The organism is Micromonospora sp. NPDC093243 (assembly GCF_044753725.1).
In the GTDB taxonomy this organism is placed as follows: domain Bacteria; phylum Actinomycetota; class Actinomycetes; order Mycobacteriales; family Micromonosporaceae; genus Micromonospora.
Window position 1 is genome coordinate 1 of record NZ_JBIVNT010000011.1, and the last position, 14,270, is coordinate 14,270.

12 protein-coding genes are annotated in these 14,270 nt (G+C 74.0%); 10 read left to right on the forward strand and 2 right to left on the reverse strand.

Translation table 11 applies throughout. The features are described from left to right. The first annotated feature begins 146 nt into the window (after positions 1–146). Positions 147–488, forward strand: a complete 342-nt coding sequence (locus tag ACIP9D_RS29630; protein WP_350874351.1) for a YnfA family protein — start codon at positions 147–149, stop codon at positions 486–488. A gap of 179 nt (positions 489–667) precedes the next feature. Here ACIP9D_RS29630 and ACIP9D_RS29635 read toward each other — a convergent pair whose 3' ends face one another. Continuing rightward, positions 668–2,074, reverse strand: coding sequence for a lysine 2,3-aminomutase (locus tag ACIP9D_RS29635; RefSeq protein ID WP_350874352.1), 1,407 nt, complete (start codon positions 2,072–2,074; stop codon positions 668–670). Positions 2,075–2,226: 152 nt separating this feature from the next. Between ACIP9D_RS29635 and ACIP9D_RS29640 the strand changes: the two genes are divergently transcribed. The 6 genes from ACIP9D_RS29640 to ACIP9D_RS29665 are packed head-to-tail and all read left to right on the forward strand — an operon-like array spanning position 2,227 to position 8,906. Then, a complete protein-coding gene (locus tag ACIP9D_RS29640; RefSeq protein WP_350874511.1) occupies positions 2,227–3,276 on the forward strand; it encodes a zinc-binding alcohol dehydrogenase in 1,050 nt (349 codons plus the stop codon). Positions 3,277–3,280: 4 nt separating this feature from the next. Continuing rightward, complete coding sequence (locus ACIP9D_RS29645) at positions 3,281–4,846, forward strand: amidohydrolase (protein ID WP_350874353.1); 1,566 nt, start codon at positions 3,281–3,283, stop codon at positions 4,844–4,846. Between the two features lie 22 nt (positions 4,847–4,868). Continuing rightward, positions 4,869–6,431, forward strand: a complete 1,563-nt coding sequence (locus ACIP9D_RS29650; RefSeq protein WP_350874354.1) for a lysine 5,6-aminomutase subunit alpha — start codon at positions 4,869–4,871, stop codon at positions 6,429–6,431. Further along, positions 6,428–7,186, forward strand: a complete 759-nt coding sequence (locus ACIP9D_RS29655) for an OAM dimerization domain-containing protein (RefSeq protein WP_350874355.1) — start codon at positions 6,428–6,430, stop codon at positions 7,184–7,186. Before ACIP9D_RS29650 ends, ACIP9D_RS29655 begins: the two co-directional genes overlap by 4 nt. Then, positions 7,183–7,575 carry a hotdog domain-containing protein gene (locus tag ACIP9D_RS29660; RefSeq protein WP_350874356.1) on the forward strand — a complete coding sequence of 131 codons (393 nt, stop codon included), beginning with the start codon at positions 7,183–7,185 and terminating at the stop codon, positions 7,573–7,575. The genes ACIP9D_RS29655 and ACIP9D_RS29660 overlap by 4 nt, the downstream gene beginning before the upstream one ends. Then, a complete protein-coding gene (locus ACIP9D_RS29665) occupies positions 7,572–8,906 on the forward strand; it encodes a glutamate mutase L (protein ID WP_350874357.1) in 1,335 nt (444 codons plus the stop codon). The genes ACIP9D_RS29660 and ACIP9D_RS29665 overlap by 4 nt, the downstream gene beginning before the upstream one ends. Positions 8,907–9,424: 518 nt before the next feature. Here the strand turns inward: ACIP9D_RS29665 and ACIP9D_RS29670 are convergent. After that, positions 9,425–10,009 carry an XRE family transcriptional regulator gene (locus tag ACIP9D_RS29670; protein WP_350874358.1) on the reverse strand — a complete coding sequence of 195 codons (585 nt, stop codon included), beginning with the start codon at positions 10,007–10,009 and terminating at the stop codon, positions 9,425–9,427. Positions 10,010–10,082: 73 nt separating this feature from the next. On the opposite strand from ACIP9D_RS29670, the gene ACIP9D_RS29675 reads away from it, so the two are divergent. The 3 genes from ACIP9D_RS29675 to ACIP9D_RS29685 all read left to right on the forward strand — a co-directional run bounded on the left by ACIP9D_RS29675 (position 10,083) and on the right by ACIP9D_RS29685 (position 14,235). After that, a complete protein-coding gene (locus tag ACIP9D_RS29675) occupies positions 10,083–11,669 on the forward strand; it encodes an FAD-dependent oxidoreductase (RefSeq protein ID WP_350874359.1) in 1,587 nt (528 codons plus the stop codon). A 130-nt stretch (positions 11,670–11,799) separates the two neighbouring features. Then, complete coding sequence (gene lnt, locus ACIP9D_RS29680) at positions 11,800–13,389, forward strand: apolipoprotein N-acyltransferase (RefSeq protein WP_350874512.1); 1,590 nt, start codon at positions 11,800–11,802, stop codon at positions 13,387–13,389. 36 nt (positions 13,390–13,425) lie between these two features. Continuing rightward, on the forward strand, positions 13,426–14,235 hold the full coding sequence (locus tag ACIP9D_RS29685; RefSeq protein ID WP_350874360.1) for a polyprenol monophosphomannose synthase: 810 nt from the start codon (positions 13,426–13,428) through the stop codon (positions 14,233–14,235). The last annotated feature ends 35 nt before the right edge of the window (positions 14,236–14,270 follow it).

Below are 14,270 nucleotides of genomic sequence, written 5' to 3' on the forward strand. Positions count from 1 at the left end.
GTCCCCCCGGGGGGGGGGGGGGGCGGGGGGGGGGGGGGGGGGGGGGGGGGCCGGGGGGGGGGGGGGGGGGTGGGGGGGGGGGGGGGGGGGGGGGGGGGCCCCCCCCCCCCCCCCCCCCCGCTTCGTGTGCCGTTAGGCTCGCGGGCGTGACCGTGCTCCGCTCGCTGCTGCTCTTCGTCCTGGCCGCGCTCGCCGAGATCGGTGGGGCGTGGCTGGTCTGGCAGGGTTGGCGGGAGCATCGCGGGCTGTGGTGGATCGCGGCCGGCGTGATCGCGTTGGGCCTCTACGGCTTCGTGGCGACGCTGCAGCCCGATGCCCACTTCGGCCGGATCCTCGCCGCGTACGGCGGGGTGTTCGTGGCCGGCTCACTGGCCTGGGCGATGGTGGTGGACGGGTTCCGCCCGGACCGCTGGGACCTGGCCGGCGCGGCCCTCTGTCTGCTCGGTGTCGCGGTCATCATGTACGCCCCGCGCGGCGGCCCGGCCTAGTCCCGCCGCCGTCGGGGGCGAGACTCCCCGCGAGCGTGATGCCGCAGCGGCATATTGATACCTCAGCGGCATCAAGCTCGTTGTCGACCCGCCTGCCGCCCGGGCAGACGACGGGCGGCAGGCGGCCTGCTTGACGGGCGGTTGGCGCTGTCGCGCACGGCCGATTCCGCCGGCGGGCGTCAGTCGTCGCGGTGCGCGGCCCACCAGCTCTGCCCGGCCTCGGGCAGGGTGTCGATCGGGTCGTAGTAGGCGTAGCGCTTGTTGAGCGCCTCCAGGTCGGCGGACTCGATGGAGGTGCGGTAGTTCTTGGTCCAGTAGGAGATGCCGCGGTCGCGGTCGTAGTCGGTGAGCATGTGCACCCAGCGCTTGCCGACGAAGGGGACGTCGCAGACGATCCGTGGCGTGGCGTAGCCGGGCAGGTAGCCCATGATGTCGTGCTGGAGCTGCTGGGCGTGCCAGACGGGAACCCGCCAGTGCTCGGCGTTGGGGATCATGTCGCACATGTAGAAGTAGTACGGCAGGATGCCCGCTTCGCCCTGCAGGGCGAAGCACAGGTCGAGCAGGTCGGGGGCGGTGGCGTTCACGCCGCGCATGAGGACGCCCTGGTTGCGCACGTCGCGGACGCCGACGTCGAGGGCGGTCTGGGCGGCCTTGGCGACCAGCGGGGTGAGCGACTGGGCGTGGTTGACGTGGGTGTGGATGGCGAGGTTGACGCCGCGGCGGGCGGCGGTGCGCGCGACGCGTTCCAGGCCCTCGACGACGTCGGGCTGCAGCCAGTGCTGAGGCAGGCCCATGAGGGCCTTGGTGGCGAGCCGGATGTCGCGGACGGTCTCCAGCTCCAGCAGCCGCATCAGGTACGACTCGAGGTTCTTCCACGGCACGTTGGCGACGTCTCCGCCGGAGACGACCACGTCGCGTACGCCGGGGTGGGCCTTGAGGTAGCTGATGTGGGCGTCGTAGCGGTCGACGGGCTTGAGGGTGAGCTTGAGCTTGTCGACGGCGGGGGTGGAGTTGCCGACCAGGTCCATCCGGGTGCAGTGCCCGCAGTACTGCGGGCAGGTGGAGAGCAGTTCGGCGAGGACTTTGGTGGGGTAGCGGTGGGTGAGGCCCTCGGCGACCCACATGTCGTGTTCGTGCAGGCTGTCGCGGCTGGCGTAGGGGTGTGACGGCCAGTCGGTGCGCCGGTCGGAGGCGACCGGGATCATGTAGCGGCGGACCGGGTCGGCGAGGAACGCCTCGGTGCTCATCGGCGCGAACGGCACCATGGTGTTGAGCATCTGCGGCGGGACCAGCATCGACATGGTCGCGAGGGCCTTCTGGTCGGCCTCGAGGTCGGCGTAGAAGGTCTCGTCGACGAGGTCGCCGAGGACGGCGCGCAGCTGCTTGATGTTCTTGACGCAGTTGACGCGTTGCCACTGGGCGGATTCCCACTGGTCGCGGGTGATGTGGCGCCAGCCGGGGAAGCGGGTCCAGTCGGGTTCGACCAGGGGTGCGCGGCGGTATTCGTAGGGCTGTCCGGCGGTGGGGACCGCGATCGGCGCGGGGCGGGCCGCGGGGATGGTCTCCACCGGTTGGGTCTGGGTCACGGCCCCTCCTTGTGCGTCTCGGTTGATCAGCGGTCCCGAAGGCTACTGGAAAATATCCGGTGAAGAAATTAGTCTGCCGTAAGTTTTCCCGCGATGCGAGTCCTGACCGGGGCTTCGAGCGGTTGACAGGGGAGGTCGGCGTGACGTCACCGGTGGGACTGCATCGCGTGCTGGAACCGGCGGGGGTGCTGCCGCAGGGGGCGTGGCGGCTCGACACGAGCCCGCAGATCGCCGCGAACGAGGTGCGCATCCGGGTGGAGCGGTTGAACCTGGACGCGGCGAGCTTCCGGCAGTTGTGGGAGAAGCACCGCGGTGACGGTGACGCGGTGCGCGCCGAGGTGCTGGAGATCGTGTCGACCCGGGGCAAGATGCAGAACCCGGTGACCGGGTCGGGCGGGATGCTGATCGGCACGGTGGACGAGGCGGGCCGGCGCTCGCCGTTGGGGTTGAAGCCGGGGGAGCGGGTGGCGACCCTGGTGTCGCTGACGCTGACCCCGCTGATGATCACCGACGGTCTGGCTCGCTGGGACGGGCGCAGCGAGCAGGTGCCCTGCGACGGCTACGCGATCCTGTTCGCGCGCTCGATCGCCGCGGTGCTGCCGGCGGACGAGGATCCGCAGCTGTCCCTGGCGGTTCTGGACGTGTGTGGGGCGCCGGCGCTGACCGGGCGGGTGGTGGCGCGGTACGTGGCCGACCGGGCGCGCGAGGGGGACGCCCGGCCGGTGACGGTGGCGGTGATCGGCGGGGCGGGCAAGAGCGGGTCGTTGTCCCTCGCCGCGGCGCGGCGGGCGGGCGCCGCCCGTACGGTCGGGGTGGTGCCGGTGGCGGCGGAGCGGGACGCGCTGCTGGCGGCCGGCCTGGCCGACGAGGTGGCGCTGGCCGACGCGCGGGATCCGGTGGCCCTGTCCACGGCGGTGACCACGGCGCTGCGGGTGCCGGCGGACGTCACGGTGGTCTGCGTGGACGTGCCGGGCTGCGAGCACGGTGCGGTCCTGGCGACCGCGGACGGCGGCACGGTGATCTTCTTCTCGATGGCGACGAGCTTCGCGGCGGCGGCGTTGGGCGCGGAGGGCCTGGCGGCGGATGTGACGATGCTGGTGGGCAACGGGTACGTGCCCGGTCACGCGGAGTTGGCGCTGGGGTTGCTGCGGGCCGAGCCGGGGGTGCGTCGGCTCTTCGAGTCCCGGTTGGCGGCAGACTGAGGTCATGACGAACCCCTCGACGTTGTACCGCGGCGGTGTGCTGCACTGCCCCGCCGATCCGAGCGCGACCGCGTTGCTGGTGTCCGACGGGCGGATCACCTGGTTGGGGGCGGACGCGGAGGCGCCGCCGGCGGACCGGGTGGTGGAGCTTGCCGGTGCGTTGGTGACGCCGGCGTTCGTGGACGCGCACGTGCACGCGAGCGACACCGGGTTGGCGCTGTCGGGGCTGGAGCTGTCCGGGGTGCGTTCGGCGGGGGAGTTGCTGGACGCGGTGGCCGGGTTCGCGGCGGGGTTGCCGGGCGACGCGGTGGTGCTGGGGCACGGCTGGGACGAGTCGACGTGGCCGGTGCGGGAGTTGCCGGACGCGGCGGCGTTGGACCGGGCGGCGGGCGGCCGGCGGGTGTACCTGTCGCAGGCGTCGATCCATTCGGCGTTGGTGTCGTCGGCGTTGCTGGCGGCGGTGCCGCAGGTGGTGGACGCGGCGGGTTACGACGCGTCGGGGTGGTTGCGCCGAGACGCGCATCACGTGGTGCGGGCGGCGGCGCAGGCCTCGGTGAGTCGGGCGCAGCGGGTGGCGGCGCAGCGGGTGGCGTTGGCGCACGCGGCGTCGTTGGGCATCGCGGCGGTGCACGAGTGTGGTGGGCCGGAGATCTCCGACGAGGAGGACTTCACCGGGCTGTTGGGCATCTCCGGTGCCGGGCTGCCCGAGGTGTACGGGTACTGGGGTGAGTTGGGCGGTGCGTCGCGGGCGCGGGAGCTGGGTGCGGTGGGCGCCGGGGGTGACCTGTTCGCCGATGGTGCGCTGGGCTCGCGGACGGCGCACGTGTCGCAGCCGTACGGTGACGGGGATTCGTGCGGGCACGGGTATCTCTCCGTCGAGCAGGTGCGTGATCATCTGCTGGACTGCGCGGCGCACGGGTTGCAGGGCGGCTTCCACGCGATCGGTGACGCGGCGATCGGCACGGTGTTGGAGGGCTTCGCGGCGGCGGCCGGGACGTTGGGCGTGGAGCGGGTGCGCGCGGCCCGGCACCGGGTGGAGCACGCGGAGATCATGAGCAAGCGGTTGATCGCGGGCTTCGTGGAGTACGGGATCGTGGCGAGCATGCAGCCGGCGTTCGACCGGTTGTGGGGTGGCGCGGGCCGGATGTACGAGTCGCGGTTGGGGTTGGACCGGTCGTTGGCGTCGAACCCGATGGGGGCGATGCATTCGGTCGGGGTGGCGTTGGCGTTCGGTTCGGATTCGCCGGTGACGCCGCTGGACCCGTGGGGGTCGGTGCGGGCGGCGGCGGCGCATCACAACCCGGCGCAGCGGATGAGTGTGCGGGCGGCGTTCGCGGCGCACACCCGGGGTGGGTGGCGGGCGGTGCACCTGGACAACGAGGGGGTGCTGGCGTTGGGCGCTCCGGCGACGTTCGCGGTGTGGTCGACGCCGGCGGGGGTGGAGCGGGGGTTGCCGGTGCTGCTGGCTGAGGACCCGGAGTTGCGGGGTCCGGCCGATCCGACGCCGTTGCCGGTGTGTCGGCGCACGGTGCTGCGCGGGGACGTGATCTATGAGGAAGGGTCGTCGTGATCGGGTTTGTCGAGGTGTCGGCGTGACGGGCAAGCTTGACCTGGATCCGGTGCTGGTGCGCCGGGCGCGGGAGTTGGCGCGCCGGGCCGGGCAGCCGGTGGTGGATCTGGCGCGTAGCCACACGACGGTGTCGGTGGAGCGGGCGGTGCTGCGGCTGGCCGGGGTGGCCGGCGCCGACCCGGACGGCATTCCGTGGGTGAACCGGCTGGTCGACGCGGTGGTGGCGGATGTCGGCCTGGGGCACGGGGTGGCGTTGCCGGTGTTCGACGCCCTGGCGCGGGAGCAGATCACCGATGTGACGCTGCTGGCGCAGAAGGCGGCGGCCGGGTCGGTGCGTTTCGAGCTGCCGAGCGGCAAGGCGGCGACGGCTGCCCGCCGGGCTGCCCGTAGGGCGGTGGGCGCGGGGGTGCGGTTGATCGACCGGCGCCGCGCCGAGCGGGAGCGGCTGGTGAAGCGGTTCGGGGATCCGCGGCAGCGGCCGTGGATCTATCTGATCGTGGCGACGGGCGACATCTACGAGGACATTCCGCAGGCGCAGGCGGCGGCGCGGGCCGGCGCGGACGTGATCGCGGTGATCCGCTCGACGGGGCAGTCGTTGTTGGACTACGTGCCGGAGGGGGCGACCCGGGAGGGTTTCGCCGGCACGTACGCCACGCAGGAGAACTTCCGGTTGATGCGGGCGGCGTTGGACGAGTCGTCGCGGGAGTTGGGTCGCTACGTGCGGCTGACGAACTACGCGTCGGGGCTGTGCATGCCGGAGATGGCGACGCTGGCGGGTCTCGAGCGGCTGGACATGATGCTCAACGACTCGATGTACGGGATCCTGTTCCGCGACATCAACCCGATCCGTACGTTCGTCGACCAGCGGTTCTCCCGGCAGGTGCACGCCCGGGCGGGGATCATCATCAACACCGGCGAGGACAACTACCTCACCACCGCCGACGCGGTGGAGGAGGCGCACACGGTGACGGTGTCGCAGCTGCTCAACGAGTTCTTCGCGCACGAGGCGGGGTTGGCGGACTGGCAGTTGGGGTTGGGGCACGCGTTCGAGATCAACCCGGATCTACCGGAGTCGTTCCGGTTGGAGTTGGCGCACGCGTTGCTGGCGCGGGAGTTGTTCCCGGACGCGCCGTTGAAGTGGATGCCGCCGACGAAGCACATGACCGGGGATGTGTTCCGGGGCAACCTGCTCGACGGGTTCTTCAACCTGGTGGGCGCGATGACCGGTCAGGGCATCCTGCTGGTGGGGATGATGACCGAGGCGGTGGTGACGCCGTGGCTGTCCGACCGGGACATCGCGTTGCAGAACGTCCGCTACGTGCTGGGCGCGGCCGGTGGGTTGCACGAGGACTTCGTGCCGGCGCCGGGCGGGTTCATCCAGCAGCGGGCCAACCGGGTGTTGGGTGAGGCGCTGGATCTGTTGGAGCGCATCGGTGATGAGTCGTTGCTGACGGCGATCGCCGAGGGCACGTTCGGGATCATGAAGCGGCCCGCGGACCGGGGCAAGGGGCTGGCCGGGGTGGCGCGCCACGAGGGTGACTACTACAACCCGGCCACGGAGATCCTGGAAGGGCCGGGCGAGTGAGCGCTGTGGAGAAGAAGGTCGTGCGGCCGTACGGGGACACCACCGGTGACGGCATGGTGCAGGTGTCGTTCACGTTGCCGGTGGCGCACGACAAGCGGGCCGAGGGCGCGGCGATCCAGTTGGCCAACCGGATGGGCCTGGACCCGGCGATGCTGGTGCACGCGAAGCAGATGGGCGACGGTTTCACCTTCTTCGTGGTGTACGGGCGGGTGAACCACCTGGTGGACCTGGCCGCGGTGCAGGTGGTGGAGCGCGACTTTCCGCTGTTGTCGGCGAAGGAGGTCAACGCGCTGGTGAAGCAGCGGCTGCGGCGCAAGCTGTCGGTGGTCGGGGCGTGCATCGGCACGGACGCGCACACCGTCGGCATCGACGCGATCCTGAACGTCAAGGGCATCGCCGGTGAGAAGGGCCTGGAGTACTACCGGGAGTTGAAGGTCACCAACCTGGGCGCGCAGGTGAGCGTGCCGGAGTTGGTGGAGGCGGCGCGGGTGGAGAAGGCCGACGCGGTGCTGGTGTCGCAGGTGGTGACGCAGCGCGACGCGCATCTGCACAACACCCGGGAGATGTCGGCGGCGTTCCGGGAGGCGATGCCGGCCGGTCGGCGTCCGCTGCTGATCGTGGGTGGGCCCCGCTTCGACGAGACGATGGCCGAGGAGTTGGGCGTGGACCAGATCTTCGGTCGGGGCACCACCCCGGGTGAGGTGGCCAGCTATCTGGTGCACGCGTTGGTGGCGAACAGGAAGGCGGCGGCATGAGCGACACGAGGCTCGGGTTGACGGTGACGCATCGGCGGTACGTGCCGTACTCGCACGCCCACTACGCCGGCAACCTGGTCGACGGGGCGTACGCGTTGGGGTTGTTCGGTGACGTGGCCACGGAGGTGTGCATCCGCACGGACGGCGACGAGGGGCTGTTCGCGTCCTATTCGGACGTGCAGTTCCGGGCCGCGATGCGGGCCGGGGACGTGTTGGAGGTGACCGCGACGGTGACCCGGGTGGGCAGCCGCAGCCGCACCCTCGACTTCGAGGCGCGGGTGGTGTGCCGGGGTCGCCCGGAGCGGTCGGAGTCGGCGGCTGAGGTCCTCGACCCGCCGATCGTGGCGGTCACCGCGACCGGCACGGTGGTCGTTCCGCCGGCGGCGTGAACGTCGCGGTCTGCGCCGACGTCGGGTCGACGTACACGAAGGTGGCGGTGGTGGACCTGGCCGACGGTGCGCTGGTCGCGGCGGCCGCGGCGCCCACCACGGTCACCACCGACGTGCTGCACGGCCTGGACGCCGCGGTCGCGGCGGCCACCGCGGGCCTGGGAGTTCGGGACGCGCCCTGGTATGTGTGCTCGTCGGCGGGGGGCGGGTTGCGGCTGGCGGTGCTCGGCTACGAGCAGTTGGTGACCGCGCAGGCGGGCCGGCGGGTCGGGTTGTCGGCCGGGGCGAACGTGGTGCACGTGGCCGCGGGTCGGCTGGGCGCGGCGGAGCTGGCGGCGCTGCGGGCGGCCCGCCCGGACGTGGTGCTGCTGGTCGGTGGCACCGACGGCGGCGACGCCGACACGTTGACGCACAACGCGACCCGGCTGGCGCGGGCCCGTTGGCGGGTGCCCGTGGTGCTGGCCGGCAACGCTGACGTCCGCGACGAGTTGGCCGGGCTGCTGGCCGGCGCGGGGGTGCCGGTGACGGTGGCCGAGAACGTGTTGCCCCGCATCGGGGTGCTGGCGCCCGCGTCGGCGCGCGCGGCGATCCGGGAGGTGTTCCTGCGGCACGTGATCGGCGGCAAGCGGCTGTCGCGGGGCGGGCGGTTCGCCGGGCTGGTGCGGGCGGCCACTCCGGACGCGATGCTGACCGGCGTGGAGATGCTCGCCGACCGGGTGGGCGGGGACCTGGCGGTGGTGGACGTCGGTGGCGCGACCACGGACGTGTACTCGGTGCTCACCCCGGACGAGCGGGCCACCGGGCCGGGGCGGGAGGTCGCCGGCACGCTGTGGCGGGCCCGCACGGTGGAGGGGGACCTGGGCATGCGGTGGAGCGCGCCCGGTGTGGTGCGCGCCGCCGCGGAGGAGCGGCTGCTGGATCCCGGGGAGGAGCCGGAGTTGGCGCGGGCGGCGGCGGTGCGGGCGGCGCAGCCGGGGTTCCTGCCCGCCGACGACGGGCAGCGGGCCGCGGAGCGGCGGATCGCGGCCCTGGCCGCGACGGTGGCGTTGCGCCGGCACGCCCGCGGCGGCGGCACGGGGGAGCGCGGCGGGCGGGACCTGCGCGATGTGCGGCTGCTGGTGGGCTCGGGCGGGGTGTTGCGGCACGCGCCGGCAGGAGACGCGGCGCAGGTGCTCACGGCAGTGTTGACCGATCACGCCGGCGGGTGGGCGCTGCCGCGGGCCGCGCGGGCGGTGGTGGACGCCCGCTACGTGCTGGCCGCCGGTGGGCTGTTGGCCGCCGAGCATCCGGCGGCCGCGGTCGCGGTGCTGGCCCGCAACCTCAACGACTGACCGTCGCCCGGCCGTGTGGGGGCGGCGGGGCGAGCATTGTGGTGGGTCACCGCGCCGGGGCCGGCTGCGGGGCGGTGAACGGGCGGTGAAGCGGTGCCGACGGCGGGGCGGACGGGACTCGCCGGCGCGACACGCCGATGTGGCGCAGGCGACTCGTCGGGGGTGGGTTGACAGCGCCGGGGGTGCAGCACGTACCGTCTTTGAGTCCTACTACGGGAAGCGGCTGTTGTTCGCTTCGTCCCTTCGTCCGCTGGCCGAGCGACACGGTGCACTTCGTCGCGGCGGCCAGGTCCAGCGGGCGGGGGTCGGCGGGGCGGCGCGAACCGGCCGCGGTTACCGGTGTACGGGCAGGGTGAGGTGCACGGCCAGTAGACAACGGCCCGGCGGGGGCAGCCAGTCCGCGTCTGGTCGGTCCGAAGGTCGGCGTGCCGCATCCTCGCCCCACCGGCCGGGGAGGGCCTGGGAGCATCGGGGCGCGGCGCGAGCCGCGCCCCGATTTTCGTTCCCGGGTGAAAAGTTCAGCGGCTGCGGGGGCGGGCCCGCACGTGCAGGCGTTCGCCCTGCGGGCCGAAGAGGGTGAGCACCTCGGCGGTGTCCGGGCCCGGGTTGTGGATCCGGTGCGGCACCCGGGTGTCGAACTCGGCCACCTCCCCCGGGGCCAGCATCAGGTCGTGCTCGCCGAGCAGCAGCCGTATCCGCCCGGAGAGCACGTAGAGCCACTCGTAGCCCTCGTGGGTCTGCTGCTCGGTGTCGCCGGTGGGGGTGCCCGCCGGCAGGATCTGCTTGAACGCCTGCAGGCCGCCCGGGCGGCGGGTCAGCGGCAGGGACGTCACCCCGTGGTGCACGATCGGGTTGGCGCGGACCCGCGGGTCGCCGGTGGCCGGCGCGCCGACCAGTTCGTCGAGGGGCACCTGGTGGGCGCGGGCGAGGGGCAGCAGTAGCTCCAGGGTGGGGCGGCGCCCGCCGGATTCCAGCCGGGACAGGGTGCTGACCGAGATGCCGGTGGCCTCGGCGAGCTGACCCAGGGTGGTGCCGCGTTGTTTGCGCAGCGCCCGCAGCCGCGGGCCGACAGCCGCGAGCACCGCCGCCTCATCGTTTGCCATAACGGCAACAATACTTGTCGCGGTGGCCGGGTCGGGTGCAGCGTGGGCGGGACGACGAACGAGGGGGAATCAGGTGGAGCAGAGCTACGACGTGGTGGTGGTCGGCGGCGGCGCGGCCGGGCTGTCCGGGGCGCTGACGCTGTCGCGGGCCCGCCGCTCGGTGCTGGTGGTCGACTCCGGTGAGCCACGCAACGCACCGGCCGGGCACGTGCACAACTACCTCGCCCGGGAGGGCACCGCGCCCGGTCAGCTGCTGGCCGCCGGGCGCGACGAGGTCACCGGCTACGGCGGGCAGATCGTCACCGGCCGGGTCACCTCCGCCGCCCGCGACGGCGCCGGCTTCGTGCTGAGCCTGGACGGCGGGCGCACCGTACGGGCCCGGCGGCTGCTGGTGGCCACCGGCCTGGCCGACGAGCTGCCCGACGTGCCCGGGGTGGCGCAGCGCTGGGGCCGCGACGTGCTGCACTGCCCGTACTGCCACGGGTGGGAGGTGCGCGAGCAGCGCATCGGGGTGCTCGCCACCGGGCCGTTCGGGGTGCACCAGGCGCTGCTGTGGCGGCAGTGGAGCCCCCAGGTGGTGCTGCTGCGCCACGACGCGCCGGAGCCCACCGCCGAGGAGGCCGAGCAGCTCGCCGCGCGGGAGATCACCGTGGTGGACGAGCCGGTGGCGGAACTGCTGGTCACCGGCGACGCCTTGAGCGGGGTGCGGCTGGCCTCCGGTGAGGTGATCGAACTCGGCGCGGTCGCGGTGACGCCCACGTTCACCGCCCGCGCCGACGTGCTGGCCGCGCTCGGCCTGCAGCCGGAGGAGGTGCAGCTGGGCGGGCACGTCATCGGCCGGCAGATCCCCGCCGACGCCACCGGCGCGACGAGCGTGCCGGGCGTGTGGGTGGCCGGCAACGTCGCCGACGTCCGCGCCCAGGTGATCACCTCCGCCGCGGCCGGCCTGGGCGCCGGCGCGGCGATCAACGCCGACCTGATCGCCGAGGACACCCGCGAGGCCGTGCGCGCCCGCCGCCACCAGATCGCCACCATGTTCACCGAGGAGGCCTGGGAGGAGCGCTACCGGTCGCGTCCGAGCGTGTGGAGCGGCCGGCCCAACGCGCAGCTGGTCACCGAGGCCGCCGAGCTGACCCCGGGCCGGGCCCTGGACGTGGGCAGCGGCGAGGGCGCCGACGCCGTCTGGCTCGCCCAGCGGGGCTGGCAGGTCACCGCGGTGGACATCTCGACCGTGGCGCTGCAGCGGGCCGCCGCGCACGCCGACGCGGCCGGCGCCGAGGTGGCCGCCCGCATCGACTGGACCCACCGCGACCTGCGGGAGAAGCCACCCGCCGAGGCCGGCTACGACCTGGTGAGCGCGCACTTCATGCACCTGCCGGGCGACGAGCGGGGCGAGCTGTTCGCCCGGCTGGCCGCCGCGGTGGCGCCCGGTGGCACCCTGCTGATCGTCGGTCACCACCCGCGGGACCTGCGCACCACCGCGCACCGGATGCACCTGCCGGAGATGATGTACACCGGTGAGCAGCTCGCCGCGGCGCTCGACCCGGACGCCTGGGAGGTACGGGCCGCCGAGGCGCGGCCCCGCGCGGCGAAGGACCCGGACGGGCGGGACATCACCATCCACGACGCGGTGCTGGTGGCCCGTCGCCGCCCGGCCTGACCGCGCGGCGCCGCCCGTCGCCGGGACCCGCCCCGCCTCGGCGGCGGCGGGCGCCCGGCCGGGTGGGCCGGGTAACCTTCACCCCCGTGATCGTGGTGAAGCGCCCGTGACGACCATCGACCGGGACGAGATGCGCGCCGAGCCGGCCCCGCCGTCCGGCGCCGAGCCGCCCCGCCCGCTGCCACTGCGCGTCGCGGTGCCGGCGGCGGTGGCGGCCGGGCTGGCGCTGCTGCTGGCGTTCCCCCCGTACGGGGTGTGGCCGCTGGCGCCGGTCGGTGTGGCGCTGCTCGCCGTGGCCGCGCACCGGCGGCGGTTGCGCGCCGGCGCCGGGCTGGGCTTCCTGACCGGGGTAGCGTTCTTCGCGCCGCTGCTGGCCTGGACGAACCTGCACACCGGCTACCTGCCGTGGGTGCTTCTGTCGCTGCTGCAGGCCGGCTACCTGGCGCTGCTCGGCGCCGCCACCGCCTGGGTGTCGCCGCTGGCCGACCGGCTGCGCTGGAGCTGGGCGCCGCTGACCGCGGTGCTCTGGGTGGGGCAGGAGGCGCTGCGCGACCGGACCCCGTTCGGCGGGTTCCCGTGGGGGCGGCTGGCGTTCAGCCAGGGCGACGCGCCGCTGCTGCGCCTCGCCGCGATCGGTGGCGCGCCGCTGGTCACCTTCGCCGTAGCGCTCGCCGGCGGGCTGCTGGTGGCCGCCGGCTGGCGCCGGTGGGACGCCGGAGTGTGGCGTACCCCGCGGTGGCGGCCGGCGGCCGGGCTGGCCCTCGGCGCGGTGCTGGTCTGCGCGGTGGGGCTGCTGGTGCCGGTGGGCCGCGCCGGCGGCGGCACGGCCGTCACCGTGGCGATCGTGCAGGGCAACGTGCCGCGGCTCGGCCTGGACTTCAACGCCCAGCGGCAGGCGGTGCTGAACAACCACGTCGACGCCACCATCGAGCTGGCCACGCGGGTCGCCGCCGGCGAGCGGGCCCGACCGGACCTGGTGGTGTGGCCGGAGAACTCCAGCGACATCGACCCGCTGCGCAACCCGACCGCGGGGGCGCGGATCTCCCAGGCCGCCGACGCGATCGGCGCGCCGATCCTGGTCGGCGCGGTGCTGCTCGGCCCGGGCGCCGGGCAGGTCCGCAACGCCGGCATCCTGTGGCGCCCCGGCACCGGCCCCGACCTGGATCAGCTGTACACCAAGCGGCATCCGGTGCCGTTCGCCGAGTACGTGCCGCTGCGTGACCTCGCCCGGATGGTGAGCAAGCAGGTCGACCGGGTGCGGGCGGACTTCGTGCCCGGCAGCACCCCCGGCGTGGTACGCACCGGCCCCGCCGTGCTGGGCGACGTGATCTGCTTCGAGGTGGCCTACGACGAGGTGGTCCGCGACACCGTCACCGGCGGCGCGCAGCTGCTCGTGGTGCAGACCAACAACGCCACCTTCGACGTGGCCGAGGCCCGCCAGCAGCTGGCCATGGTGCGGCTGCGGGCGGTGGAGCACGGCCGGCCGGCGTTGATGGCCTCCACGGTCGGTGTGTCCGGGTTCGTTGCCCCGGACGGGCGGGTAAGCGACGCCACCGGGTTCAACACCCGCGAGGTGGTGCTGCGGCAGGTGCACCTCGCCGACGGGCGCACCCTGGCCACCCGGCTCGGGTACTGGCCCGAGGTGGCGTTGGCCGCGCTGGCCCTGGCCGCCCTGGCCGGTGCGGCGGTGCTGCGCCGCCGGCGCGGGCAGCCCGGATAGGACCAGCCGGTACGCCGGCGGGAGCGGAGGGGGACCGTGAACGTGGCGACCGACACGCGACGGCGTAGCACGGGGGTGCGCGGCGTCGGCCGGGTGCTGGTGGTGATCCCCACCTACAACGAGGCCGACAACGTCAGCGACATCGTGGCCCGGGTACGCCGCGCCGCCCCGGCGGTGGAGATCCTCGTCGCCGACGACAACAGCCCCGACGGCACCGGGGTGATCGCCGACGCGCTCGCCGGCACCGACGAGCACGTGCACGTGCTGCACCGCGAGGGCAAGCAGGGCCTGGGCGCGGCGTACCTGGCCGGGTTCGAGTGGGCGCGCGAGCGCGGCTACGACGCGGTGGTCGAGATGGACGCCGACGGCTCACACGCCCCGGAGGACCTGCCCGCCCTGCTGGACGCCGCCCGGCAGGCCGACGTGGTGATCGGCTCGCGCTGGACCAGCGGCGCGCAGGTGGTGAACTGGCCGCTGCGCCGCCTGGCCCTGTCGCGCTGCGGCAACCTGTACGCGCGCCTGGCGCTGGGCATGCCGGTCTCCGACGCCACCGGCGGCTACCGGGTCTACCGGCGCAGCGCGCTGGACGCGATCGACCTGACATCGGTCTGTTCGCAGGGCTACTCGTTCCAGGTCGAGCTGTCCCGGCTGGCGCACCGGGCCGGGATGCGCATCGTCGAGGTGCCGATCACCTTCGCCGAGCGCGAACGCGGCAGCAGCAAGATGAGCCCGCTGATCGTGGCCGAGGCGCTGTGGCGGATCACCACGTGGGCGGTGCAGGACCGGCGGCAGGCGATCCGCCGCGGCCTGCACGGCACCCCCAACGGTCAGGTCCGGTGGCCCTGAGCCCGGTCGTGTCATGCTTGACGGGGGCGACACCG

Coding starts and splice junctions, on each gene's coding strand:
- ACIP9D_RS29660 (WP_350874356.1), top strand. CDS start 7,183: ATGAGCGACACGAGGCTCGGGTTGACGGTGACGCATCGGCGGTACGTG.
- ACIP9D_RS29645 (WP_350874353.1), top strand. CDS start 3,281: ATGACGAACCCCTCGACGTTGTACCGCGGCGGTGTGCTGCACTGCCCC.
- ACIP9D_RS29670 (WP_350874358.1), bottom strand. CDS start 10,009: ATGGCAAACGATGAGGCGGCGGTGCTCGCGGCTGTCGGCCCGCGGCTG.
- lnt (WP_350874512.1), top strand. CDS start 11,800: ATGCGCGCCGAGCCGGCCCCGCCGTCCGGCGCCGAGCCGCCCCGCCCG.